At 63.5% G+C, this 22,978-nt stretch carries 24 protein-coding genes; 8 read left to right on the top strand and 16 right to left on the bottom strand.

Translation table 11 applies throughout. The features are described 5' to 3' along the window. Nucleotides 1-295: 295 nt before the first annotated feature. On the top strand, nt 296-676 hold the full coding sequence (locus RVAN_RS16730; protein WP_013420883.1) for an HU family DNA-binding protein: 381 nt from the start codon (nt 296-298) through the stop codon (nt 674-676). 82 nt (nt 677-758) lie between these two features. Here the strand turns inward: RVAN_RS16730 and RVAN_RS16725 are convergent, their stop codons facing one another. The 5 genes from RVAN_RS16725 to RVAN_RS16705 all read right to left on the bottom strand — a co-directional run bounded on the left by RVAN_RS16725 (nt 759) and on the right by RVAN_RS16705 (nt 4,688). Next, nucleotides 759-1,046, bottom strand: coding sequence for a hypothetical protein (locus tag RVAN_RS16725; protein WP_013420882.1), 288 nt, complete (start codon nt 1,044-1,046; stop codon nt 759-761). Next, nucleotides 1,043-1,390: a hypothetical protein gene (locus tag RVAN_RS16720; protein ID WP_013420881.1), complete on the bottom strand. Its 348-nt coding sequence runs from the start codon at nt 1,388-1,390 to the stop codon at nt 1,043-1,045. The genes RVAN_RS16725 and RVAN_RS16720 overlap by 4 nt, the downstream gene beginning before the upstream one ends. A gap of 14 nt (nt 1,391-1,404) precedes the next feature. Next, nucleotides 1,405-2,442, bottom strand: a complete 1,038-nt coding sequence (locus tag RVAN_RS19320) for a glycosyl hydrolase 108 family protein (protein WP_013420880.1) — start codon at nt 2,440-2,442, stop codon at nt 1,405-1,407. Nucleotides 2,443-2,522: 80 nt separating this feature from the next. Then, the gene (locus RVAN_RS20565; protein WP_013420879.1) at nt 2,523-2,708 is read right to left on the bottom strand and encodes a hypothetical protein; all 186 of its coding nucleotides are present in this window, start codon (nt 2,706-2,708) and stop codon (nt 2,523-2,525) included. A gap of 366 nt (nt 2,709-3,074) precedes the next feature. Further along, nucleotides 3,075-4,688, bottom strand: a complete 1,614-nt coding sequence (locus RVAN_RS16705) for a hypothetical protein (RefSeq protein WP_013420878.1) — start codon at nt 4,686-4,688, stop codon at nt 3,075-3,077. 524 nt (nt 4,689-5,212) lie between these two features. Here RVAN_RS16705 and RVAN_RS21220 point away from each other — a divergent pair. The 6 genes from RVAN_RS21220 to RVAN_RS16675 all read left to right on the top strand — a co-directional run bounded on the left by RVAN_RS21220 (nt 5,213) and on the right by RVAN_RS16675 (nt 13,638). Continuing rightward, entirely contained in the window at nt 5,213-5,641 is a 429-nt protein-coding gene (locus RVAN_RS21220) for a GNAT family N-acetyltransferase (protein WP_081449516.1), read from the top strand. Nucleotides 5,642-5,833: 192 nt separating this feature from the next. Next, nucleotides 5,834-6,580: a trehalose-phosphatase gene (otsB, locus tag RVAN_RS16695; protein WP_013420876.1), complete on the top strand. Its 747-nt coding sequence runs from the start codon at nt 5,834-5,836 to the stop codon at nt 6,578-6,580. Between the two features lie 5 nt (nt 6,581-6,585). Continuing rightward, nucleotides 6,586-8,382: a glycoside hydrolase family 15 protein gene (locus RVAN_RS16690; RefSeq protein WP_013420875.1), complete on the top strand. Its 1,797-nt coding sequence runs from the start codon at nt 6,586-6,588 to the stop codon at nt 8,380-8,382. After that, complete coding sequence (gene otsA / locus RVAN_RS16685) at nt 8,379-9,767, top strand: alpha,alpha-trehalose-phosphate synthase (UDP-forming) (RefSeq protein ID WP_013420874.1); 1,389 nt, start codon at nt 8,379-8,381, stop codon at nt 9,765-9,767. Before RVAN_RS16690 ends, otsA begins: the two co-directional genes overlap by 4 nt. Continuing rightward, nucleotides 9,764-10,684 carry an ROK family protein gene (locus tag RVAN_RS16680; RefSeq protein WP_013420873.1) on the top strand — a complete coding sequence of 307 codons (921 nt, stop codon included), beginning with the start codon at nt 9,764-9,766 and terminating at the stop codon, nt 10,682-10,684. The genes otsA and RVAN_RS16680 overlap by 4 nt, the downstream gene beginning before the upstream one ends. 158 nt (nt 10,685-10,842) lie before the next feature. After that, on the top strand, nt 10,843-13,638 hold the full coding sequence (locus RVAN_RS16675) for a hypothetical protein (RefSeq protein ID WP_013420872.1): 2,796 nt from the start codon (nt 10,843-10,845) through the stop codon (nt 13,636-13,638). Between the two features lie 42 nt (nt 13,639-13,680). On the opposite strand, the gene RVAN_RS16670 is transcribed toward RVAN_RS16675, so the two are convergent. Together RVAN_RS16670 and RVAN_RS16665 are read right to left on the bottom strand one after the other, a co-directional pair. Continuing rightward, entirely contained in the window at nt 13,681-14,475 is a 795-nt protein-coding gene (locus tag RVAN_RS16670) for an enoyl-CoA hydratase/isomerase family protein (protein WP_013420871.1), read from the bottom strand. Between the two features lie 135 nt (nt 14,476-14,610). After that, a complete protein-coding gene (locus RVAN_RS16665) occupies nt 14,611-15,144 on the bottom strand; it encodes a cytochrome b (protein WP_013420870.1) in 534 nt (177 codons plus the stop codon). A gap of 220 nt (nt 15,145-15,364) precedes the next feature. Here RVAN_RS16665 and RVAN_RS16660 point away from each other — a divergent pair, with 220 nt between their 5' ends. After that, nucleotides 15,365-15,748, top strand: coding sequence for a hypothetical protein (locus RVAN_RS16660; protein WP_013420869.1), 384 nt, complete (start codon nt 15,365-15,367; stop codon nt 15,746-15,748). A gap of 137 nt (nt 15,749-15,885) precedes the next feature. Here the strand turns inward: RVAN_RS16660 and RVAN_RS16655 are convergent, their stop codons facing one another. From RVAN_RS16655 to RVAN_RS20560, 9 genes are all read right to left on the bottom strand, one after another. After that, a complete protein-coding gene (locus RVAN_RS16655; RefSeq protein ID WP_013420868.1) occupies nt 15,886-16,479 on the bottom strand; it encodes a hypothetical protein in 594 nt (197 codons plus the stop codon). Further along, nucleotides 16,461-16,904, bottom strand: a complete 444-nt coding sequence (locus tag RVAN_RS16650) for a GNAT family N-acetyltransferase (protein WP_013420867.1) — start codon at nt 16,902-16,904, stop codon at nt 16,461-16,463. The genes RVAN_RS16655 and RVAN_RS16650 overlap by 19 nt, the downstream gene beginning before the upstream one ends. Continuing rightward, nucleotides 16,901-19,045 carry a baseplate megatron protein TIM-barrel domain-containing protein gene (locus tag RVAN_RS16645; protein ID WP_013420866.1) on the bottom strand — a complete coding sequence of 715 codons (2,145 nt, stop codon included), beginning with the start codon at nt 19,043-19,045 and terminating at the stop codon, nt 16,901-16,903. Before RVAN_RS16645 ends, RVAN_RS16650 begins: the two co-directional genes overlap by 4 nt. Nucleotides 19,046-19,055: 10 nt before the next feature. Continuing rightward, a complete protein-coding gene (locus RVAN_RS16640) occupies nt 19,056-20,480 on the bottom strand; it encodes a hypothetical protein (RefSeq protein WP_013420865.1) in 1,425 nt (474 codons plus the stop codon). An 89-nt stretch (nt 20,481-20,569) separates the two neighbouring features. Next, nucleotides 20,570-20,959 carry a hypothetical protein gene (locus RVAN_RS16635; protein ID WP_013420864.1) on the bottom strand — a complete coding sequence of 130 codons (390 nt, stop codon included), beginning with the start codon at nt 20,957-20,959 and terminating at the stop codon, nt 20,570-20,572. After that, entirely contained in the window at nt 20,943-21,236 is a 294-nt protein-coding gene (locus RVAN_RS16630; protein ID WP_013420863.1) for a hypothetical protein, read from the bottom strand. The genes RVAN_RS16635 and RVAN_RS16630 overlap by 17 nt, the downstream gene beginning before the upstream one ends. Continuing rightward, a complete protein-coding gene (locus tag RVAN_RS16625) occupies nt 21,236-21,490 on the bottom strand; it encodes a hypothetical protein (RefSeq protein WP_013420862.1) in 255 nt (84 codons plus the stop codon). The genes RVAN_RS16630 and RVAN_RS16625 overlap by 1 nt, the downstream gene beginning before the upstream one ends. A gap of 68 nt (nt 21,491-21,558) precedes the next feature. Beyond that, nucleotides 21,559-22,557, bottom strand: coding sequence for a P22 phage major capsid protein family protein (locus tag RVAN_RS16620; protein ID WP_013420861.1), 999 nt, complete (start codon nt 22,555-22,557; stop codon nt 21,559-21,561). After that, nucleotides 22,479-22,970, bottom strand: a complete 492-nt coding sequence (locus RVAN_RS20560; RefSeq protein WP_013420860.1) for a hypothetical protein — start codon at nt 22,968-22,970, stop codon at nt 22,479-22,481. The genes RVAN_RS16620 and RVAN_RS20560 overlap by 79 nt, the downstream gene beginning before the upstream one ends. Nucleotides 22,971-22,978 lie beyond the last annotated feature (8 nt).

The raw sequence follows: 22,978 nt of genomic DNA, 5'->3' as shown, positions 1-22,978 counted from the left end.
ATTTTTCGGGCCAAAAAACCACACTTTGTTACAAAATTGCCGTCCAACCAGCATATGGCGCGTTTCCCGCTCGAAAAGGTTGTTGACGCGCGGCGCTACACGGCTCGAAGGTTGCGTAGCGTCAAACGGCCATTTAGACCTGATTCTGTTGGCCTAAATCGCAATCGGTGCTCTTGACCCGGTGGATCGAACGTACAACATCGATTGCACTCAAGGGATGGGTTGGTTTGATCAGCCATCGGTAACGGACGCCCGGATTTCTCTTTCTAAGGCATGGATCAAGAAGGAACTCGAGATGTCGAAAACGCAAGCGGCGCCTGCGGCCAAGGCTGCGAAATCTGAGGCGGCGAAACCCAAGGCTGCGGCAAAGGCGGCTGCACCCGCGAAAGCGGAAAAGGCAGAGATCGTGACGCTTCGTCAGCTCGCCACGGAAGTTGCCGAGGCGCACGGCCTTTCGCAGAAGCAGGCGAACGAGGTTCTGTCGGAGGCTGTTTCCAGCATCGGCAAGCATCTGAAGAAGGGCGCGCGTATCCGTATCGCCGGACTTGGCACGCTCGAAGTGCGCAAGCGCGCCGCCCGCACGGGCCGCAACCCGGCGACGGGCGAGGCGATTGAAATCAAGGCCAGCAAGAAAGTTGCTTTCCGCGCAGCCAAAGATCTGAGCGAGTCCATCTAGGGCTTTCGCTTCAAAGCAGTCGAGTTCGGCCAGCGACGAAACGGTGCGGCTAACAGACATCGTTTCGTCGCGGCAAGTCTTGTTATTTGGGCCGCACGCAAAGCGAGCGGTCGACGAGAATATTCTTTATGGCGGTCATTTCCTTTTCGATCGCGCTGAGGCGGGTGTCCGTCTCCGTCTTGTCGCGCGCAATTCCCGACATCACGCCGCCGACGGTGTATCCGGCGACGACCAGAAAGCCGCCGAACGTCAGCACCATCGCGAACGGCAGATAAATTCGGCTCAGCGGTATGGCACCGTGATGACCGTTGACGGTAGCCGTGGCAACCGACGACATGGCCGAGAGCCGCCCGTCATCGGGGAGGGTCATCGCGTGCGCCTCTCCGCCTTCACCGCCGGACATGGTTTCTGGGAGGCCACTATCCTGGCCCGCTCGATGGTTCGCCCCTCTTCGATATAGTAGTATCGCAAATATAGAAGCCCGAGCGTCGCGGCGAGGATGGCTAGCACAACCCGGCCCTCGGCGCTTTTCGAGAGCGCCGCGAGGATTTCCCCGATGGCGGCCACAAGCGCGCCGACGAACTGCGCCACGCCGCTGACAGCCGGGGCCAGCGGCCCGAGAAAGGCAAGCGCGCCGACAGAAAGGCCGAGCTTCCCCGCCACGGCCGCAAGGGTTCCCCAAGACGATGAAATGAAAGCAAGAAGCGCGTTCATGTGTCTGGCTCCCGTCAATCGTTTGAGGTGGTAGGGGCGGAGGTGCCCTGATAGTCGAAGTTGCGGTAGGCCTTGACGTGCTCGCTTCGAATGAGCCGGATCATTGCGATGGCCGCCACGAGAACGGCGCAGAGAAGCAGCCAGCGATTGGTGGAGGCCCACGCAATCACACCCTGAAGCGGTTCGAGTGCCGCGCGGGCGCCACCGATGCTGTCGAGAACGCTGTCGCTGGAGAAGGTTTCGGTGGCCGCCGCGGCGCCGAAAAGCCACGCAAAGACGCGTTGCAGCACATTCATCTGACGCAGCGGCTTGTCGCCAGCCGCTTCGAGATCGCGGCGCGAGACTTCGCGTCGCCTCGGCAGCATCGGCGTCGCTTCCGCGAGCGCCTTGGCGTAGTTCGGCTGCCAGATGCCCGCCTCGCCGTCGAGGGCGTTATCGTGCTGGAACAGCATCACCGCGCGATGGGTCTGCTCGCCGAAGATCCCGTCCACCGCTCCGGCCGGATAACCGAGGGCACGAAGCCGGGCCTGAAGGCTGCTAACCTCGCGACCGCGCATCCCGGCATGGAGCGTTTCGTCGAACGGCAATTGCACTTCCGGCTGGCCCGCCATGGTCCGCGCGTCGATCCTGATCCCGGCGACGCGGCGGGCCCATCCGGTTCCGAAAACGCGCCACAGTCGCCCGAGGCGTTGGAGGAAGGCGAGCCGCGCATCGCAATAGGCCTTGATGTAGTGCGCCTGTTCGAGCCATTGACGCGCGCGGCCGGGGCCCGAGTTCACCGCCGCGTCGAAAACGCAGAGGTCGAGCCCGGCCGGCAGGGCGTCGCAGTTCATCGTGTCCCAGTAATTCTCACGGTAAATCGCGCGAAGCTCGGCGTCTTCGATCTGCCGCACGGGCCTTTGCCGCTTGCCCTGCCTTTTTCGCCAGGCGTCGTATTCGCGCTGGATCACGCCGCGCATGGTTGGGCCGCCCGGATCGTCCGGGTGATTGGAGTAGCCCCCCTCCCATTTGAGCGTGATGGCAAGGCAGCGCTCGAAATTGCCAGCCGCCATGGTGCACCTCCCATAAATGAAGAAAGCCGGTCGTGACCGGCTTCCAAAGGACAAAGAGATCGGTTCGCCCGTTCGCGGATCTACTTCGCCGACGAGGCTGCGGTCAGTCCGGCCGGTTCCGCCTGGTTCTGGGCGTCCGCGAGACGCATCGAGAAATGTGAAACGGCGGGCAGGGCGTTGAGGCCCGCCTGACGTAACGCCACGTCCAGCAGGCCCTGGAATGCCTGAAGTTCTTTTTCGTCGAGCGTGAGGGTGATGGCTTTCATGGTGGTTCCCGTGGGAGAGAGGACGCGAGGACATCGGGTGGCGCTGGCCGCGTTTTCGCGAGAAGCGCAATTAAAACAAAGGCCAGAGCGCCATTTCCACGCAACGGGAATGACGCTCCGGCTCCGCCGGAGATCGGCGATGTTGAAATATCGTTACCGATTGGTTGATCCGCGTTCAGGGAGTGCTGAACGCGCGTTTTTGCCCAGTGCTCTGGCGCATACGTTTGGTACACATTGCTGCACGCTCTCAAACAAACGCATGCGCCTCAAGAGCACTAGCAAACGGTTGATTCTAGTGTAGTTTCGAATTTTACATTTGATGACGGTGCCATCAGCGGGTGTGAATCAAATGTAAAATTCACTGCACTAGGTGAGGCTCACATAATGCCAGGCGCCGCCGTAATAGGCGTAGAGGCGCCCGTTCGTCGTATCGATTTCCAGCGGCACGCGGCCGGTGTAGCTCGTGGGCGTTCCGGTTGGCGCGCCCGCGCTCGACGGTACGTGAATGAACCCCGCCGTCGCGGTCGTCGCAAGCGCGGCATTGCCGAAAACCACGTTGCCGCTCGTGTCGATGGTCAGATAGTCATTCGTGCCGAGTGTCGCCGATCCCGCGATCTTGAAGGAGTCGGATGCACTGGCATGAAGACCCATGTTCCAGTGTCTGCTCGTGCTGAGGCGGGAAAAGAGGAGGTTCGCGTTGGAGTTCTGCGCGGCCAGTTGCGACACCACTGGCCCAGTTCCGGAGTTATAGACGTAGTCATAGACGACGCCCGTTGCATTGCCCGATACGTATTGAGCGTAGACACTGCCGGAAACCGACCCGTTCCAGGTGATGTGCATGCATTTCTGATTGCCGGAGAGGGTTGTCGGTGCCAGCAGGAACGCGCTTGAATAGGTCGATTCAACTGTGCTTGGGCTGACATAGAGGGGCGTCGTATTCACGCGGGTGCAGTTGCCGGAGTCGATATAAGGCAGGCCGAGAAACTGCGTTGCCGTGGAATTCGCCTGCCAGAGCTGTGGCGCGTTGTTGACGTTGAAGTAGTAGTTCGTCTGGAGGAAATGCGTAATGCTCGTATAGCCGGTTCCATGGTTATAAACGATCCGGCTGTTCGCATTCCAGTCGTTCAGATATAGCCGGTCCACCATGATCGCGCACCACGGCGGCGTGTCGGTATACGTATCGTTCCGCGGCAGCATGAAGCTCAGGGGGCGCTTGCTCGTCCCCTGGATCGTGTATTCCTGCAAGTGGAACTCGAAGATCGAGTCCGACGCCGTTCCACCCTGCCAGTAACAGGACTCCCACGACAGCATGAGAGAGGCGTCAGACGTGTTCTTCTTGTATCCGTTCGGCGCGACGTTGAAGCCCAGATGCATCGTCACATCACTGCGTGTGGCGGCTGAGGCATCCGTGTTGCTCGCATTGCCGCCGCAGCGGATGGCGAGGTCGTAGGACGCCGATGTGTAGTTGTCGAGCGTCGAGACATCGACAGTCCAGAGCGGGTCGGCGTAAAGGCCGACACGGCTGGCGCCGCTGCCCGTGATGGTGGGCGTGTTATTGCTCCTCAGGTAGGGGAGCGAGAGTGTGGTGCCATCGAACGCCGAGTTGGTAACGCCGGCGAAGGCATCCGCGCTGTTGTATTGGATCTGACCGGAAGAGCCGCCCGGCGTACCGCCGCCGCCGCTTTCCGAAGCAGAAGCATGCGGAATGTCGTCGGCGGGCCAGGGCGAAACCGTGGTGGACGACGACGTCAGCACTTCCTTGTAGTCTGCAATCGAGCCGAGATAGACGTCAGTCGTGAGGCGGCCCGAACCGTCGAGAACGAGCGGATTGGTGTTGGCAATGGTGCCTTCATCGTCCAAGTACGTATCTTGCAGTGTCGTGGTCCCCGCCTGATAGTAGTACAGATTGCCCAGCGAAAGCGGATCGCCGTTCTTGTCGAAGAACTGATACCCCTTGGGGTAACGCAGTCGCGTAACCATGCGTAGGCTCCATTGTTGTGTTAAGGTCTCTGGGGGCATGCGGTGCGGACCGTTTGGACCGGCGCGCACAAGCGGTTTGCGCGAGCGCACCCGTTTGGCTCGGGGCGGCGCATGGACATCGCGATGTCAGAGGGGGCGGCGATGAATCCGATCGACTTTGCCGATTTCCATCAGGCTGCGCTTGAGGGCGACGCCGTCAGGCACAATCTGCCGCTGAGCATCATCGAGCGGCTGCGCACCCAAGGCGAGGCGGGCGGCATCAAATACTGGACGCTTGGAGATCCGGGCGCCTGCGCGCTTCAGACGCCGGGCTTTCCGTTGCTTCTATGCAATCTTTCGCGGGACGAATGCCGCCGCTTCGCGGATCTGACCGCCGATCTCGATTTTGCGGACGTCGTCGGCACCGGCGACACCGCGCTTCAGTTCCCAGAACGCGCCCGCGAGCACGGGATCGTGTTTGACGAGGAAATTCCGCAAGCGATCCTTTCGCTCGATGAGGCGCCAACGGCGCCGAGCGTCGAAGGATTCTCTCGATTGTTGCGACGCCGGAGCTGCCGCTTTTCCGGGATTGGATCGCGGGCTTCATTCGCGAGGCGGTTCCGCGCGACGACTGCCCGTCGGATGAGCGGCTTCTCGCGGCTCTTGGAGAACACCGTCACTGGGTGTGGATCGCGGGCGGCGTGCCCGTCTCCATGGCGGCGATCGGACGGCGCAACCGCACGGCGGGCGCGATCAATTCCGTCTATACGCTGCCAGGGTTTCGCGGGCGGGGGTATGCAGGCGCAATCACCGCAGTCGTTGCGCGGCAGATCTTTTCCGAAGGTCGCGCGTTTGCCTGCCTTTATGTCGACAAAAGCAATCCGGCATCCAACCGCTGTTACGCAAAACTGGGTTTCAAGCCGGTGTGCGATGCTTGGCACATTGTTCGTCCGAAGCTTGGGCTTCACAAATAATGCCATAAAATCAGCACTTTATTCTTCTATTGCGGCTTATCTCCAGCTACCGCATATCTCGACGGCAGGCCGTTTCCCGAGCCCGCTTTCGTTTTTGTTACCCGCGAGAAATTGACTGTGCCTTCACTTGACACTCCCGCCCGCTCGTTCCCAGTTGATAGGCCGAGCGGTCGAGCTCCCCGGACGTTGCCCATGGATTTTCTGCCGAGCCTGAGTAACGTCGGCGCCTACGCATTCTTTCTCGATTTCGACGGCACGTTGACCGAGATCGCGGACACGCCCACGGCGGTCGTCGTCGATCCGCGCACGCCCGCTGCCCTCGAAAGCCTCTACGCCAGCACGGACGGGGCACTCGCTATCGTGACGGGTCGAGAGATCGACACCATCGACAGGTTCCTCGCGCCGCTCAGACTGCCGGTCGCGGGCGTCCACGGTTACGAACTGAGGGATGTGCGCGGCTTCCGGCTCACCGAGGCGTCGGACGATGCCGCAGGCGCGCGCATAGAAGCGGTGCTTGCCGACTTCGCCGCTCAAAATCCCGGCCTTCTTCTCGAAAGAAAGCGCGGCGCGCTCGCGATCCATTATCGGTTGCGCCCCGAGCTTGAAACGCTTTGCCTTGCGCTCGTGGAGGTATTGGCGGCCCCCCTGTCCAGCTTCGTTCTCACGCATGGCAAGATGGTCATCGAGCTTCGGCTGCATCGCGCGACGAAAGGCACGGCCATCGCCCTCTTGATGCAACAACCGCCGTTTGAGGGACGCATCCCGTTCTTCGCGGGCGACGACGCAACCGATGAAGACGCGATCCTCGTCGTGAACGCTTTGGGTGGCATCACCGCGAAGGTCGGTCCGGGCGAAAGCGCAGCGCAATATCGCGTCCCGGACGTCCCCACTTTCCTCTCCTGGCTCTACGCCACCGTCGGCACACTTGAAGGACGTTGAGTTTAATGGCTAATCTCGATCTGGGCCTCATCGGAAACTGCAATATCAGCGCCCTCGTCGACACAAGCGCGCGCATCGTGTGGTGCTGCCTTCCGCGTTTCGATGGCGATCCGGTGTTTCATCAGCTTCTCGGCTGCAAGAACCGCAATCCCGACGATGGCGCTTTCACGATCGAGATGCCGGGGCTGAAATCGACCGAGCAGTTCTACGTTCCCAACACGGCCATTCTGAAAACCGTGCTGCATGCGGAAAGCGGCTCCGTGGAGATTACGGACTTCATCCCACGCTTCTATAAGCGCAATCGCCCGTTCCGCCCGAAGACGCTGATCAGAACCGTTACCGTCAAGGACGGGTCGCCGCGCATCCGCGTCCGCATCAGGCCTCGCTTCCGCTACGGCGCGGTGGAGCCGCAGATCACATCCGGGTCGAACCACATCCGCTTCATCGGCCCCGACATGACGGTGCGCGTGACGATCGACGCGCCTGTCGACTACGTTTTGGAGGAGACCGTCTTCAATCTCACCGAACCGATCCATTTCGTGATGGGCCCGGACGAGACCCTGACGGACAGCCCCTTCAACATTGCCCGCGATTTCGAAGAGCAGACAACCGTCTATTGGCAGAACTGGAGCGGCAGACTGGCGCTTCAGCCGGAGTGGCAGGAAGCGGTGATCCGCGCGGCCGTCACGCTGAAGCTCTGCTCCTACGAGCCGACGGGCGCCATCGTGGCCGCGATGACGACCAGCATTCCTGAAGCGCCGGGCACGGGCCGTAACTGGGACTATCGCTATTGCTGGGTGCGCGACGCCTATTTCGTCATCCGCGCGCTGACGAGCCTCTCGGCGGGCCGCACGCTGGAGAATTATTACCGCTGGATCATGAACATCGTCGCGTCTTCGGATGGGCATATCCAGCCCGTCTATGGGATCGCGCTCGATAAAGAGCTGTTCGAGAGCACGGCGGCGGCGCTGCCTGGTTTCCAGAGCGAAAGCGGCGTGGATAACGGCCCGGTGCGCATCGGCAATCAGGCCTACGAACATTTCCAGCACGACACCTACGGCAATCTGATCCTCGGCGCGGCGCAGGCCTTCATCGACAAGCGCCTCCTGACGCGCGCGGGCGTGGAAGATTTCCGCCGGCTCGAACATGTCGGCGAGCAGGCGTTCAAGCTGCACGACGTACCGGACGCGGGCATCTGGGAGCTTCGCAACCGCGCCCGCGTGCACACCTCGTCAAGCGTCATGTGCTGGGCCGCGTGCGACCGTCTGGCGAAGCTCGCGTCTTATGTCGGCGAGCACAACCGTGTCGCTTTCTGGCGTGAGCGCGCCGAACTTATCCGGCATAAGATTGTTACCTGCGCATGGTCAGATAAGCGCAAGGCTTTCGTCGAGAGCTTTGGCGGCGAGCATCTGGACGCAAGCGTGCTTCTGATGGGCGAACTCGGTTTCATCGATGGGCAAGACCCGCGCTTTCTTTCCACCGTCACCCAGCTCGAAAAAGTGCTGGGGCGCGGGCCGTTCATGATGCGTTACGAAGCGGCCGACGATTTCGGCGTTCCCGAAACAGCCTTCAACATTTGCGCGTTCTGGCGGCTCGATGCACTGGCCCGCGTTGGAAAAAGCGAGCAGGCGCGGGAAATTTTCCAGTCGCTTTTGAACGCCCGTAACCATTTGGGACTTATGTCTGAGGATACCGATCCGGTCACGGGCGCGGCCTGGGGCAACTTCCCTCAAACCTATTCGATGGTCGGCATCATCAACGGGGCAACGCGCCTGTCCAAGCCATGGGAGGCTTTCGTTTGAGCCGTCTCGTCATCGTTTCGAACCGCGTCGCGGATCTCGAAGCCCAGGTGCAGTCAGGCGGCCTTGCGGTCGCGCTGGGAGATGCGTTGCGAACGGTCGGCGGCATCTGGTTCGGCTGGGACGGAAAGCTCGTCGAAGAAGGCGAGCCCGCTGCGGTGTCGACGAACGAGAACGGTGCGGTCACAACCGCCACCATCCCGATGACCGAGCGGGACTACGAAGAATATTATCTCGGCTTCGCGAACAAGGTGCTCTGGCCTGTCTGCCACTATCGGCTCGACCTCGTGCAGTTCGAACCCGCCTATTTCGAAGGCTACAAGCGCGTCAATCGCAACTTCGCGACGGCGCTGGCTCCGCTTCTTCGGCCCACAGACATCGTCTGGGCGCACGACTATCACCTGATTTCCTTTGCCAGCGAATTGCGTGCGCTCGGCGCGAAGCAGCGGCTCGGCTTTTTCCTGCATATCCCGTTTCCACCGCCGGAACTTCTGCAAGCCATCCCGACGCATGAATGGCTTGTCGAAGCGCTGTTTCAGTTCGACGTGATCGGCTTTCAGACCGAAAACGACGTCAGCAATTTCCATCGTTTCATCGAGAACCACGCGAACGGCGAAATCCTGGACGATGACAGGGTTCGCGCTTACGGCCGCACCGTGATCGCGCGCGCCTTTCCGATCGGCATCGATGTCGACGAATTCGCCAACGCCGCACAAACGCCGGAGGCGGATTCGCAGATCGAGCGGCTCAACCGCCGCACGGTCGTGCGCTCGCACATCATCGGCGTGGACCGCCTCGATTACACGAAGGGCCTGCCCGAGCGCTTCAAGGCGTTTCGCAAGTTCCTCGAAATGCATCCCGAGCACTGGAAGGCCGTGACGCTGATGCAGATCGCTCCGCCGACCCGCATCGAGGTGGAAGCCTACGCCAACATCCGCGAGGAGTTGGAGGGCCTGTCCGGCGCGATCAACGGCGAGTTCGGCGATTTCGACTGGACGCCCTTGCGCTATGTTCACCGGGCAATGCCGCGCGATACGCTGGCGGCTCTGTTCAGGGGCAGCGAGGTCGGCCTTGTCACGCCGCTGCGCGACGGCATGAACCTTGTTGCCAAGGAATACGTGGCCGCGCAGGATGAGGAAGATCCGGGCGTGCTCGTGCTGTCGAAATTCGCGGGCGCGGCGGAAGAACTCGAAGAGGCGCTGATCGTGAACCCTTACGACATCGATGACATGGCGAACGCGATGCAGACCGCGCTTCGCATGCCGCTAGAAGAACGCGTCGAGCGCCACTCCGCTCTCATATCGCGTATTCGCGCGCATGACGTCGCGTTCTGGCGCAAGAGCTTCCTCAAGGTGCTGGCCGAAGGTGCGCCGGAGGTCGTGGCGTGACGCCGTGGCGTCTCATCGCCGACGTGGGCGGCACGAATGTGCGGTTCGCGCGCGTGTTCGATGGCCTTGTCGTTGCTGAGCGCCGCGCTTATCAGGGTGCGCGCTTCGAAAGCTTCATTCATGCGATGCGCGCTTATGCGGCCGAGACCGGCGGTCTTGCGGGCTGCGCTTCGGTCGCCATCGGTGCGGCTGGGCCTGTCGCGGCGGGCGAAATTCACCTGACCAACATCGCCTGGACGATCCGCGAGGCGGAGGTCGAGGCGGAGGCGGGCGCCCCCTGCACACTGCTCAACGATGTCGAGGCGGCGGCCTATGGTGCGCTCACACTGACGGAGCCGGATTACGCGCTGTTGAGTGGCCCGGCACCGGACCTGAGCCGGGCAATGCGCCTCCTCATCGCGAATATCGGCACCGGCTTCGGCGCGGCGGCGCTGTTCAAGGTGGCGAACGTGTGGGTTTCGTGTCCGAGCGAGGCGGGGCATATGTCGCTGCGCCTGCCAGACGATGCCCCTGCTGGTTTGCGGTCGGCTTTTCCCTCCGTGGAGCATGCACTTTCCGGGCGCGGCCTTGTCGACCTTCACGCGGCGCTCAGCGGACGCGATGACGGGCTGTCCGCGCGCGACATCTGCGCCAATGCCGCGTACGATCCCGCAGCGGCGGCTACAATCCGTCTCTTCGCCGAAATCACCGGAAGCGTACTCGGCGACCTGACGCTCGCCTATACGGCGTGGGACGGTGTGTTCCTCGTCGGCAGCGTCGCCAAGGGCTGCGCCGCCACCGATCCGCGCGCGATGCGTGCCGCGTTCGAGAACAAGGGGCCAATGTCGGACCGGCTGAAGGCTGTGCCCGTCGCCCTCATGCTGAAGGAAGACCCTGCGTTCTTCGGCCTCGCGATCGCGCCGATGCGCACGCGCTAACAGTCGGCCGGACCGAAACCGCGAAGATACAGTTCGCGACAATCTGGCCAAATCCCTCAAAATTGATCGATCCGTGTGCCGCTCGCCATGATCGGGCCGAATGCATGCGTCAAGCCTCGCGCATTCCTTAAGCCGTTTCAGCCAGGAGCGCGGGCCGTATGTTGGAAACCGAGACAGCTTCCCCACCCACGGGCCAGCCGGCTCCCACCGGCCACGCCCCCCGGCGCGTCTCGCGCATCAGGCTTTTCACTCGCGCGACTGTTGGCATCTCTTTCTTCAGCGTGCTGAGCCTCGTCATCGCGCTATTCGCGTTTTCGAGCCTGCCGCAGGTGCAGGATCTGCTATTCGACGCGCGGCCATACTGGGCGCAGGAGATCGTCTACTGGGCGGGCTTCTACGCCATCGGCATCTTCATCTGGGCGCTGCCGCTCGTCTTCACGTCGCGGCTCCTGCTCCAGCAGAATTACGATGTCATCGGCATAGACAACGAGGCGCGGTTCAAGTTCTACATCTTCCGGCTGCCGAGCCTGTTCGTGGTCTTCTCCTTCATCGCCGTGCTGGTCGGCATCGTCGCCGCCGCGAACAACCTGCCCGTGCCCTTGCAGGACGGTGGCAACAAATACGAAGCGCCGATCCGCCGTCTGCTTGAAGCGCATCTCATCACGCTTCTGATCGCCACGGCCGTGGTGCTGCTGCTGGTGATCTTCCGCGATGTGTTCCTGCGCGGCTACGGGCGCGCGATGGCCCGCCGCGAGATCAAGGATGCCGAAGGCTTCAAGCGCTCGCTGATCCGCATCGAACGCTGGACGCGGAAAACCACGCTCGACCTCGACGCCATGGACATGCACCTGTCCGGGTTGAAACCGACGTGGCTCAGCATGGAGACATGGATCGCCGCGCAGCGCGTAAAGGAATTCATGTGGCGGTACATGATCCGCCTCACGGTGTTCCTGCTGATCCTCGTCGCGATCCACTTCATGTCCTACTCGGAGACGGTGCAGCAGCTGTTTTCGTTCCCGGATCTGACATCCAGCCCCGGTGTCCAGCAGGTGCTCGATTTCATCGGCGACACGCTCTACCTGAAGCGGGCGTCGTTCCTGTTCGTGGTATTCGGCGCGTGGTTGCCATTCATCGCGTTCCTCGCGCTGCTTTCGAACCGCTTCCAGTTTCCGTTCATCGCGGCGCTCGTCGTCGTCGCCATCGGCCTCACGTTCTTCATCGGCGACGGGCACGACGTTCGTGTCGCCACGATAGCGGAGGACCAGCGGCCCACGCTCCGGCCCACCCGTTTCACCGACGCGGTCAAAGGCTGGAAGACTGCCAGCGGCTGGGACGCGCGCGGCTGCGAATGGCTCGCGCCCGACGCAAAAGAACTCGTCGATTGCCCGCGCCCCATCATCGTGTCGGGCGAAGGCGGCGGGAGCCGTGCGGCTTTCCTCCTCGCAAGCGTGCTCGGCTCATTGGAGGATGACAGCCTCGAACGGTCGAAGACTAACGCAGGACGGCCTTTCCATCTTCAGCTGTTCGCAATTTCGAGCGTGTCGGGTAGCTCTGTCGGCGCGGCCTTCTACACAAGCGCGCTCAAGACGCATCAGGCGACGAGCACCGCGGATCTCAAGGCCGCGCTGTTTCGCCAGCGGCTCTGGTTTCCGAATGTCGCAACGGCCAACCTTGGGGCCGCGAACGCTGTCCGCGCCAACGGCGGCGAAGCGCTGACGCGCACCTTCCTCACCGATTTCGTGGGATACAAGGACGCGCTTCAGGCTGCGCTCTCCAACGATTTCATTTCGCCGGTTTCCATCGGCTTTCTCGCCCGCGACGTGCTGACCCTGTCGCGGCTGCCGTTCGTGCTCGACCGGGCGGGCGTGCTCGAAACGGCCTGGGAGGACGCCTTCAACGGCATCTACGGGACGACGCGCGCGACATCGCCCTTGTCGGGGCCGCTTCTGGCCATGGCGCCGACGCCCGCGAGTTGGACGCCGCTCCTGTTCCTCAACGCCGCGTCTAACGAAACTGGCCGCCGCGTGATCGTGACGCCCGTCAGGATGACCGAGCCGACCAAATCCGGCGACGCGCTCTTCATCGACGCCTATGACCTGCACGAACTTCTGTGCTCGCCCTATCGCGATCCGAACACGAACGCCTTTCCCGATGTCGGCACGCTCGACGAGATCGCCCGCGCGCTGCCGTCGTTTTTCAGCCCGGTCGCGGGCGCACGCTGCAAGGACAGGAAGCCCGTTTCGATCGACGTACGGCTCAGTTCCGCCGCTGGCGTGAGTTCACGCTCGCCCTTCGTGTCGCCGCATGCCGGCATCCGAGACCGGCGCGCGCAGATCGTCGACAGCGTTGTCGATGGCGGCTACTTCGACAATTCGGGTGCCGTGACCGCGCTCGAAATCGCCGCTGCGCTCAAGGCGGAGGACAGCAGGCTGAAGCCCTTCATTCTGCAAGTATCGAGCGAACCCGACTGGTTCAAGGATACGAGCGTGTGCGGCCTCGGGAGCGATCCGGGCACCAGCCCGCGCATTCCCGATCAGGCCGACTTCCGTCCCGGCGCCGCGATCTCGGACATCCTGACGCTGAATTCAACGCGCATTGCGCGCGGCTACGGAACCATCGTCGAACTGCCGGACCGGGTGAAGCAGCTCAACGGCGGCGTCCGCTCGGTGGCGCAGATCAGCATCTGCCCGCAACCGAGGGAGAATTTCTTTCTGAAGGAATTTCTCAAGTTCTCGAACAAGGACGAGGTCACGAAGCAACAAACGCGCGCAATGCGCATCCGCGAGAAAACAAAGGAGCAGGCGCAGTATAAGAGCGTGTCGCTCAGTTGGTGGGTGTCGCCGCCGCTTCAGGCGTTCCTCGACGGGCAAATCTATTCAGCGCACAACGTGAAGACGCGAAACTGCATGCTTTCGCTGCTTCAGGAAACCGAGGCGGGAAAAGCCTGCCAGTAGGATCATTCAACCCGGCCTGCGCGTTGTCAGGCCGGGAGATGATTAACGGCCGCTCCAGTCCGGTTTGCGTTTCGCGAGAAACGCCGCCATGCCCTCGCGGAAGTCCTCGCTCATGTAGCACATGAGGATCAGATCCTGATCGTCGGCCTGTCGTTTCGCCGCCAGAACGCGCCGCAAGCCTTCCTTGGTGGCGCGAAGCGTTAGCGGCGCAAAGCTCGCGATCTCGGCGGCGAGTTCCGTGGCGCGTGCATCGAGGGCGGCGCGGTCGGAAACGACCTCGTTCAGAAGGCCGATGGCGAGCGCTTCATCCGCCTCGATCAGCCGCGCGGTCAGGATCATATGCTTGACCCGCGCGACGCCGATCAGCGCCGAAAGCCGCGCGAGGTTCGCCACCGATAGGCAATTTCCGAGCGTGCGCGCGATGGGTATGCCGAACTTCGCGTTCGCCGTGCCGATGCGCAGGTCGCAGCACGCCGCGATCGCGCCGCCGCCCCCGGTGCACGCGCCAGCGATGGCGGCTATCGTCGGGACGCGGCAGGTTTCGATGGCCGAAAGCACGCGCTCCATGAAGCTTTCGTAGCCGATGGCGTCTTCCGGCTTCTGGAACGCGCGAAACAGCGAGATGTCGGTTCCGGCGGAAAACGCCCTGTCGCCTGCGCCCGTGATGATGAGCGCTCGCACCGACGAATCCGCGTTCGCGGTCTCGCAAGCTTCCGCGAGTTTCTCATACATTTCGAACGTGAAAGCGTTGCGGGCCTCGGGACGGTTGATCGTGATGCGCGCGATGCCGTCCTCAACCGTAAGAAGCAGGGTTTGATCCGGGGATTCGGTTGTCATGCCGTCTCGCTCATGTCCGTGATGCTCGCGAATCTCGCATTCGCGGCATCACCTTGACGGATATCAGCTTCCCTGTCACGACCCCCCGCGATGCGGTGACGAAAGTACGACCCGATAATCATCGCCGGGGGAGGCTCACCACCAGGCCATGCGGCGCATCACAGTGTCCTGCTTGATCAGCCAGTGATACAGCGCGCCGGCGATGTGGAGCGCGATCAGCAAAACGAGGATGCCGGCGCCGATCTGGTGCGCGGCGGCGAGATTTTCCACCACGGGCTTTGGCTGCGGGCCGATGAGTTTTGGAAGCGTAAATAGCCCGTAGAAGCTTACTGGCCGGTCCGCAGCCTGGGAGAGGGAAATGCCGATCAGCGGTTGTGCGATGAGCATGAGATACAGCGCGTAATGGTTCAGCCGGGAGCCGACCCGGATCAGCGCGGGCTGATCGTCGAGCACGGGAGGTTCGTTGTTGAAGCGCACAAGCAGGCGGATCAGCACCAGAAACAGGATGAGCGCGCCGGTCGCCTTGTGAAGGTTGTAAAGCTGGCCGCGTATCGGGTCGTCAGGGGCGATGCCCTTTGTCATGTAAGCGCCAAGCGCGAGCATGAAGAAAACAAGGAGTGCGATGGTCCAATGGAAGGTGCGGGCCCACGGCCCGTAACGAAAATTCATTGCTTGCTCCAGTTCGTTTCTTCCTGAAGCGGGAGCGATGAACGCAGCCGTCCGCACCCGCCAAGGACGACGTCCGTTTTCCCGATTCAGGACAATGTTCGGGTTGACGGACGAACGAGCGCCGCGTTCGATGTGTAAAGACACGTTCGAGCCAGAGCGGTTCCAAAGAAACTGGAATTCGCCTAAGTCGCGATCAGCCTCGCATCAGGGAGGGGAGTTGATGTCGCCGGAGCTTATTCCTTTCGTCATCCTCACGATTACCACCACAGCCGCCGCGCTCGGGCTCTATCTGTTCGCCCTGTTTCTGAAACGAAGGCGCCCCGCGAATCTCATTCTCGGCGTGCATATTCTTCTGGGCATGGCGGGGCTGGAGCAGGTCGCGGTCCTGATCCGGGGAGCCGGACCAAGTGGCGCGGCAGCCGCCGGACAATTCGGCACGGCTGCAGCAGCATTATTCGCGCTTTCGCTCTTCTCGGGGTTCGTCGCGCCGATTGTCGCCCAGCGGTCGAAGCAGGGCGGCATCGCGCTGCTCTATTCGCATGTCGGGCTCGGCCTCGCGGGCTTCGCCTCGCTTCTCATCTGGTTCGGATCGTTCGCGATGTGACCGTTCCCTCTCCGGCTTCACCGGAAGAGGGGCAGGGTGAGGGGCGCGCCCGCCGATCACATGCGATGCCCCTTGTCGCTTATGCTGCGCGTCGGACCGATGGCCCGGGCGGCAGCGGATCGCGGGATCTGCCGAGATCAGGAGCCGTAATAATAGGAGGCGAGGCTTTTGGCTGAGCCGGTGAGCGAGTTGACCGCGCTTGTCAGGGCCGACGCCTCGGTCGAAGCGGCCGAAAGGAGCGTGCTGCTCGTCGATGAGGCGCTCGATGTGGCTGCGCTCGTGAGCGAGTTCGCCGCGTTCGCGCCGAGTGTCGCCGTCTTGTAGAGATTGTTCAGCCGGGTCTGGTAGGCATCCGAAAGCGACGTCTGCGAGTAGTCCTGAAGCGCGGCGAGCGTATTGCCCGACAGCCCCATCCCGCTCGCCGCCGCCGACGCCTCGATCTTGCTCAGCCCGTAATTCACGCTCGCGGTGAAGCCGGGATCGGTCTGGAAACCCCCGTAATAGGACGTTTGCGCGTCCGATCCGTTGGTGCCGGTCGCGTTGTTGTAGAGCGTGAGCGCGTTCGTGCCCGCCGTGAGATAGGGCTCCTGATAGCTCACCGCCTGATCGTAACGCTTCTGCTGAAGGGCGGACGCCTCCTTCGCGGCCTTCGCCGTCGTCTGCGCGCCGAGATAGGAGGCCGCCGCCGAAGTTGCGCCGCCGAGGAGGGCCGTTACTGCTGCTTCTGCCATGGAAGATCCTTTGCGTAGACTGTTTCGAGGGGCTGGAACTGAAGCCGTTCGAGCAGCGTGAGCGTGCGCGGCGCGCGCCCGGCAACGATGAGCCGCGTGGCGCCCTTTTCCCTCGCCCACGCCTCGAAGGCGCGGAGGAGAGTTGCACCGTGCCCGCGCGCGCCGGGCAGCGCGTACCACGCCGTCTTGAACGCGGTCGGCTCGCCCGTGAGGTAATGCGGCGCGATCATACCCGCGAGGACCGCGACCGCCGGCTCTTTCGCCGCCAGCAGCACGCGGTTCGGCTCGGTAGCTTGCGCGAAGGCGAAGCGGGCGAGCGCGCGCGGATCGGCGCGGCGTCCGCCTTCCTCTGCGTAGAACCGCAAGGCCAGTTCCACGAACCGGGCGACGTCGGCCTCGCTCGCCTGGCGCACGACGCTGCTCATGTGGCGAGCTTGTTCTGTGCGCGGAGCACCGCAAGCAGCGAATTGATCGCAGCCGACGCCTCCGAGGTTGTTGGTTCGAGCGGCACGTTGGCGATCGGGCTGCCACGCACGAACTCGATGCTCTCGAAGAAATCCGCATACTGCTTGTCGAGCTTGCCCGTCGCCGGGTCCACGATATAGGGGTGGCGGGGGGCGTAGGTCGTCGTCTTGGCCATGCTGTCAAGCTCCGTCGGCAAGGCGTAGGTCGATAGCTTACCCGCGATCCAGTGGCCGTAAGCCCAGTTCGCGGCGTCGCTCCAGACCCACCAGAATAGCGGAAAGTACGGGTAGGGCCGCGCGTCCCACGTGTAGATCATGATGCGGGACACATCGACCATGCGGCCGTCATAGACGGTGCTCTGCGGGTTGTTCTCTTCCTCGAAAGCGCCGTCCGCCTCGTCGAAGAAGCGCAGCACGGAATGCAGGTGGCGGCGCTGGATGAGGTTGTCGGGCAGGCCGGTCGAGTAATATGGAACGGCGCTTTCCGCCGATTTCGGGTCGTAGAACACGTTCGGCTGGTTCGAACCCTTGTCGATGGATGGGCAGCCGAGTTCGGTGAACCAGAACGGCTTCGAGCATGGCACCCACGCCGTTGGCTCCGCCGCCTCGACGCCGCCGTGGCGGCTGTAATGCGGGTTCGACCACCAGCCCCAGATGTCCTTGTAGCGGTAGATCCACGGCTTGTTGTAGCCGCCGTCGGTGATAGGCGAACGCACCTGCGCGTCGCGGTCGGCGGTGCTGGCGTAATACCAGTCGTAGCCCTCGCCGCCCCTGATGTTGCCCATCAGAAAGTCGTAATCGGTGAGGGCGGTCAGCGTGCCGTCGTCTTTGAGCGCGCAGTCGATGTTGGGCGGTGTGTCGCGCCAGTCCGACAGCGGCCAGTAATTGTCGAAGGCAATGGCGTCGATGTTTTCATCCGACCACAGTGGGTCGAGGTGAAAGATTGCGTCGCCCGAACCGTCCGGTGGCTGGTGGCCGAACCATTCGGACCAGTCGGCCGCGTATGATAGCTTCGCGCCCGGCAGGATCGCCTTCACGTCCGCCGCCAGTTGCTTCAGCGCCGCCACGAACGGATAGCTGCCGCCCACGCCGCGCAACCATGTGAGGCCGCGAAGCTCCGTGCCGAGCAGGAAGACATCAACCCCACCCGCGTCGGCGCAAAGCTGCGCATAATGCAGCACGAACACGCGATACTGCTCCACGAACGTCGCGACTTCCGCCTCGACCCCGGCCGACTTGTCCGCCGTGGCGTAAGCCTTGGTGATGCGCCCGCGCCAGGGATAGACCGATTGTCCGGTCCCGCCCCAATATGGGTCCGGCAGCGTGTTCCCCGTCGGAATGTCCATCAGGATGAACGGCGTGAAGGCAACTTCGAGCTTGCGCGCCTTCATGTCCTTGATGCAGTCGATCAGCGACGTGTCGTCGGGTGTGCCGCCGAATGCTGCGTTGTCGTCCACCTGCGAGACGACATGCACCTCGCCGCGTGACTTGCCCGCGCAACTCCAGGGGTGCGGCATGGTCTCGAAGCTCGCGCGCGTGACGCCCGGCATGAGCTTGCACTCGCCCGCGCGAAGGTCGGTGCCGTACCACGACACGAACAGGTTCACGAGGCCGACATTCGGCAACTGGCTTTGCATCAGGTCCAGCGAGGTGCGCCAATCACACGCGGTATTGCCGATGCGTCCGGCCTTTTTCGCGGCGGCATAGGCGATGAGCCACGCCTCGCGGTCGTAGATGCTGAAGCCGTTTTCGGTCGCGACATATTCCGCGCCGGTCACGATCTGGTCGCGCACGACCTCATAGGGCGCATAGGCGAACTCGGTCGCGGCGGGGATCATGGTCACGGCGCGAATGGCGCTGGCGTAGGCCGTCTCGTTTGCGTCGAAGCCCTTGTCGATGCAGCCTTGCGCTGCAAACTCGCGGATGAGCGCGTTCGTCGTGGCGGCCACCTCAGTCCACGACGCGTCGCTTGCCAGGTTAGGGATGGCGGGGCCTTTGCGGCCCTTGAACTTGGTGAGGAAGGCGCGCGTGTTGTTGTCCACGCGGCCCTTGCCGTCGACCGAAAAGCCGAACGGGCTGAAGAGATTGTCCTTTCCGCTCATGACGCGCCCCTCACGGTGCGATGGCGCGAACGCGCGCTTTGGCCGACAGGATCCCGCGCATCACCGGCGACGACGAGGCGAGGCGGAACGTGCGCCCGCCGCGTGGCGCCGCGCCGAGTTGATGGAAGCTCGCCACAGTGAAGCGCTCGCCCACGCGGCCGAGCGCGGCGACGCGCCCCCCAACCCATGTCGCGCCGCCATCGTCTGACCAGTCGAGCATGAGCTTCGGGTCGGCCGCCTCGTCGTCGTCGCTCGTGATGCCGACGCCGGGTATGATGTCGACGTCGAGCTGATCGACAATGAGGCCGTTCGGGAAGGCGTGCAGCGGCGCGGACTGGGCGACGAACAAGTAAGGCTGCCCGCTCTCCGTGTAAGACGCGTCGTCGAGCACGTGCAGACTCGCGTCGAGGCTCGAACCGATCACCACCTTGCCGTTGAAGGAGGCATGCCCGCGCGCCGTCCAATATTCGAGGTCGCCGCTCGCCCGCTCATGCCAGAGCCCCGTCGCGACGTCGAACTCGAACGTCCAGTACGCGCTTGTGATGGCGTAGAAATCGTGGCCGTTGAAATGCGTATAGACGGCATAGAGCGAGCGCCGCTCGTCCCATGACAGCGCTGCGATGGCGCGCTCGATGGCATGCGTGGAGATGCGCTGCGGTTCCGAGCCGGTGAGTTGCCGGACGACGCCGTTGTGGTCCACGAAGAGCAGCGAATCCGCCACGCTCGCGACGGTGTGCTCCGCGATGCAGCCGATGTCGATGTCGGCGCGGATCGGCGCGAAGGCGAACGGCGTAGTGCCTGCGTTTTCCCAGATTTCGAGGCTCGCCTCGCCGAGCGCGATCAGCGCGCCGCGATGGGTGACGATGCGGCGTAGCCCGTCCGAGCGACTGGTGGCCGTGGCGAAGGAGAGTGCGTTCACTGTTTCCGCGTCGTTCAGCGCGGTGTGAAAGATGCGCCCGTCCGCGATGGAGAACACGAGATAGCCGTCTACGAAGGTCACGCTGTTCGGCGCGGGAAGCGTCGTGATCGCGGGCGCGGCGATGGCGTTCGTCGCGGTGTCGAGCGCGTAATAGACGCTGTCGGCGATGATGCCGACCTTCGGGTCCGTCTCCTGGTTCGCGGCCATGATGACCATGCCGCTGCCCGCGATTTCGCCCGTAACATCTGTGGCGTTGCCCGCATCGTCGAACAGCGCGGCGCGGGTGCCGGCGACCACGTAAAGCCCCTTGCCATAGACATAAAGCATGCCTCGGCATGGACCGTCGAGGCCGGTCTCGCCCTGATCGAAACGGCTCGTGCCCGGTACGGCGTAAACCGGAAGCGAGGACTTCGCCGCCCGTCCCATGGCCTCGGCATAGCCGTTCAGCAGGCGCTGGTTCGACACGAAGCCGCTTTTGTCCTTGTTCGACGTGTGACCGAATTCGACGGAAACCATGACATGCCTCGGAAGCTTGACCGCCACGGCGGTTGACGGGTTGAGTGTGTTTTCGAGCGAGGGGCGGCGGCAGGCGCCGCCCCGTGCTTCTATCGGCGCTGGCTCGGTAGCGCGGTGAGCGCCCGGTCCTGCGCGGCGCCCGGCGCGCAGACAAAGGCGGCGAGCATTGCCGCGTAGGCTTTCTTCGCGCGGCTCTGGATCGACGTTTGCGCCTCGATGCCGCTTTCGCTCGCCAGTTCGACCGCGAGCAGCGCTTTCGCCCCTTCCACGAAACGAGGCGGAAGAGGGAAATCGTCGTCGAGGTCGGCGGTCTCGGGCGTCACGCTGCCCGCGACGATGCCATCGGCGGCCCATGCCGACAGCATGCCGCCGTAGGCTTGCAGCCCGGCGATGGCGCGTGCCGGATCGAGGTTCGCGCCGAGCGGCAGGACACCCAGCCGCCGATACGCGCCGGTGATGACGTCACGCGCCGTAGTCATGCAGAACCTCGCCGAGCGCCTGCCGAAGCCGCGCTTTCGTCCAGCCGGGATTGACCTTCAGGCCGCACTCTGCCGCGAGTTGGAGAAGCCCTCGGCGCGACATGGTTTCGAGGGGCTCGACGTCGGGTGAGGCCGCTTCCGGGGAATCCGCCGCCGCGCCGTCATCGAAGAAGACCGGAAAGCGCTGCCAGCCTTCCCCGTGCGGCACGTCGCCGGGATGACCGAAAAGGCGAGCTTCGCCCCTCCGGTACATCCAGAGCCGTGTGTCGAGGTGCATCACGCGCCTTTCATCAGGCCCAGGCCGACGAGCGTCGCGCGGATCTCGTTCAGGAGCGTGACGATCGACTGCGCCTGCGCTTCGCTGAAGCCGTAGGGCGCGGCGTTGGTAGGTGCGGCATCGGGAACGGCAGCCTGCGCGGAGCCGGAGCGCTGCGGCGAGGGCGTGGCGTTGTAGAACGAGATGAGGTCGCTTGGGCTCTGGCCGAGCACGGTGCCGTCGGGGTTGCCGTCGGAGAGATGGCGAACGGGCATGGATGGTCTCCTGATGTGAAGCGATTGGCGGCGGAGAAGTGGCCGGGCCGAAGCCCGGCCCTCGTGGCTTACGCGGCCGAACCGGAAAGGCGCGTGGCGAGGTCGGGGTAGATCGGCTTCACGCCGTAGAGGATGTCGAGCCGCCACATGTTGATGTCGTTGACGATGTCGTAGTCGCAGATGACGCGGATCGAGAGGCCGTTGTAGCTCTGCCGCGCCTTCTTGGCCGCGCCCTCCGGCAGTTCCATCGGCACCATGCAGAGCGCGAACGCGTTCTCATGGAAGACGAGGTTCTGCGGATAGTTCGCGCCCGCAGCGCCCGCGAATGTGAGCGCCGCGTTGGCGGCAGGGGCCGCGCTCACGGTCTGATGCTGGCTCGAAACAATGATCGCGGGCGACACCTTGACCGCGTCCGCGCAGCCGGTCGCCGTAACGGGCGCCTTCACGACGAACTGCTGGAGATAGGGCAGCACCTGCTTCGTGACGGGGTTCACGGCATGGACGCCCGCGATGGTGAAGACGTCGCCGGCATTGAGCGTCGCGCCTTCCGTCAGCCCGTCCACGAGGATCGCCGTCTCGTCCGTGTCCTTCGTGGCGAGCCAGGTCGTTACGCCGGTGTTCGTGACGCCGTTCGCCGACGCCGTGGCCGAGATCACGGGCGTGCCTGCGTGATCGCCCACGGTGTAGTTGACGACGTTCTGCGAGGCGTAACAATCGGTGTTGCCGACGAGCGGAAGGCGCGACTTTTCAAGCGCGGTCTTCGCCACATCCGGCACGTGCAGGCTCGTGAAGCTCGACGCCATGCCGTAGAAGTCGGCGGGCGAGAGACAGGCTGTGCGCGGGCTCGGCACCGCCATTTCGTCGAGGCGCTGCGGCGCGGCGATGAACGACTTGTAGCCGTCGAGCGTCTGCCCCGGCGTGCCGACCCAGTTCCACACCGACTTGTAAAGCGACAGCACGTCGAGATCGACCTGGTTCGCCAGCGCGATCATCGGATGCTTGAGGTAGCGCTCGGCGAAGCGGTCGATGGAGAGCGTGAGGTCTTTCGTCGGGAAGCGCAGGTCCACAAGTCCGGCACCTTTTCGCGAAACGCGGCGGTCGCTTCGCCCCACGCGTCGTAAGCGGCGCGGGCCGCGATCTCGCGGGCCTGCTCGGCCTGCCGGGCGAGGATTTCCGCGCCGACCTCGCGCACGGCCTGCTCGGCGACGGCCCGGGTGTAGTCTTCGGGCGTGCGATAATCCTGCGGGCGGCCCGCGCTCTGCAACCGCTGGCGAAGCTGCTGCGCCTGTGCCGCGCTCGTCTGCGCCAGGGTGTCCGCAACCTCCTTGTCGCGTATGAGGCGGTCGACGCGTGCCTTGCGGGGCGCGCCTTTGCGCTGTGCGGAGCCGCCTCGGTCTGCGGCCTCGCTCGCATCGTCCTGAAGGGCGGAAAAAGCCAAAGCGGCTTCATCCGCCGACGGGGTGTCGTCGGGGGTGGTCATTTGCGGTC

Source organism: Rhodomicrobium vannielii ATCC 17100 (genome assembly GCF_000166055.1).
GTDB lineage: Bacteria > Pseudomonadota > Alphaproteobacteria > Rhizobiales > Rhodomicrobiaceae > Rhodomicrobium > Rhodomicrobium vannielii.
This window is presented reverse-complemented; position numbering and strand designations above follow the sequence as displayed.

Coding starts and splice junctions, on each gene's coding strand:
- RVAN_RS16730 (WP_013420883.1), top strand. CDS start 296: ATGTCGAAAACGCAAGCGGCGCCTGCGGCCAAGGCTGCGAAATCTGAG.
- RVAN_RS16725 (WP_013420882.1), bottom strand. CDS start 1,046: ATGACCCTCCCCGATGACGGGCGGCTCTCGGCCATGTCGTCGGTTGCC.
- RVAN_RS16720 (WP_013420881.1), bottom strand. CDS start 1,390: ATGAACGCGCTTCTTGCTTTCATTTCATCGTCTTGGGGAACCCTTGCG.
- RVAN_RS19320 (WP_013420880.1), bottom strand. CDS start 2,442: ATGGCGGCTGGCAATTTCGAGCGCTGCCTTGCCATCACGCTCAAATGG.
- RVAN_RS20565 (WP_013420879.1), bottom strand. CDS start 2,708: ATGAAAGCCATCACCCTCACGCTCGACGAAAAAGAACTTCAGGCATTC.
- RVAN_RS16705 (WP_013420878.1), bottom strand. CDS start 4,688: ATGGTTACGCGACTGCGTTACCCCAAGGGGTATCAGTTCTTCGACAAG.
- otsB (WP_013420876.1), top strand. CDS start 5,834: ATGGATTTTCTGCCGAGCCTGAGTAACGTCGGCGCCTACGCATTCTTT.
- RVAN_RS16690 (WP_013420875.1), top strand. CDS start 6,586: ATGGCTAATCTCGATCTGGGCCTCATCGGAAACTGCAATATCAGCGCC.
- RVAN_RS16675 (WP_013420872.1), top strand. CDS start 10,843: ATGTTGGAAACCGAGACAGCTTCCCCACCCACGGGCCAGCCGGCTCCC.
- RVAN_RS16670 (WP_013420871.1), bottom strand. CDS start 14,475: ATGACAACCGAATCCCCGGATCAAACCCTGCTTCTTACGGTTGAGGAC.
- RVAN_RS16665 (WP_013420870.1), bottom strand. CDS start 15,144: ATGAATTTTCGTTACGGGCCGTGGGCCCGCACCTTCCATTGGACCATC.
- RVAN_RS16660 (WP_013420869.1), top strand. CDS start 15,365: ATGTCGCCGGAGCTTATTCCTTTCGTCATCCTCACGATTACCACCACA.
- RVAN_RS16655 (WP_013420868.1), bottom strand. CDS start 16,479: ATGGCAGAAGCAGCAGTAACGGCCCTCCTCGGCGGCGCAACTTCGGCG.
- RVAN_RS16650 (WP_013420867.1), bottom strand. CDS start 16,904: ATGAGCAGCGTCGTGCGCCAGGCGAGCGAGGCCGACGTCGCCCGGTTC.
- RVAN_RS16645 (WP_013420866.1), bottom strand. CDS start 19,045: ATGAGCGGAAAGGACAATCTCTTCAGCCCGTTCGGCTTTTCGGTCGAC.
- RVAN_RS16640 (WP_013420865.1), bottom strand. CDS start 20,480: ATGGTTTCCGTCGAATTCGGTCACACGTCGAACAAGGACAAAAGCGGC.
- RVAN_RS16635 (WP_013420864.1), bottom strand. CDS start 20,959: ATGACTACGGCGCGTGACGTCATCACCGGCGCGTATCGGCGGCTGGGT.
- RVAN_RS16630 (WP_013420863.1), bottom strand. CDS start 21,236: ATGCACCTCGACACACGGCTCTGGATGTACCGGAGGGGCGAAGCTCGC.
- RVAN_RS16625 (WP_013420862.1), bottom strand. CDS start 21,490: ATGCCCGTTCGCCATCTCTCCGACGGCAACCCCGACGGCACCGTGCTC.
- RVAN_RS20560 (WP_013420860.1), bottom strand. CDS start 22,970: ATGACCACCCCCGACGACACCCCGTCGGCGGATGAAGCCGCTTTGGCT.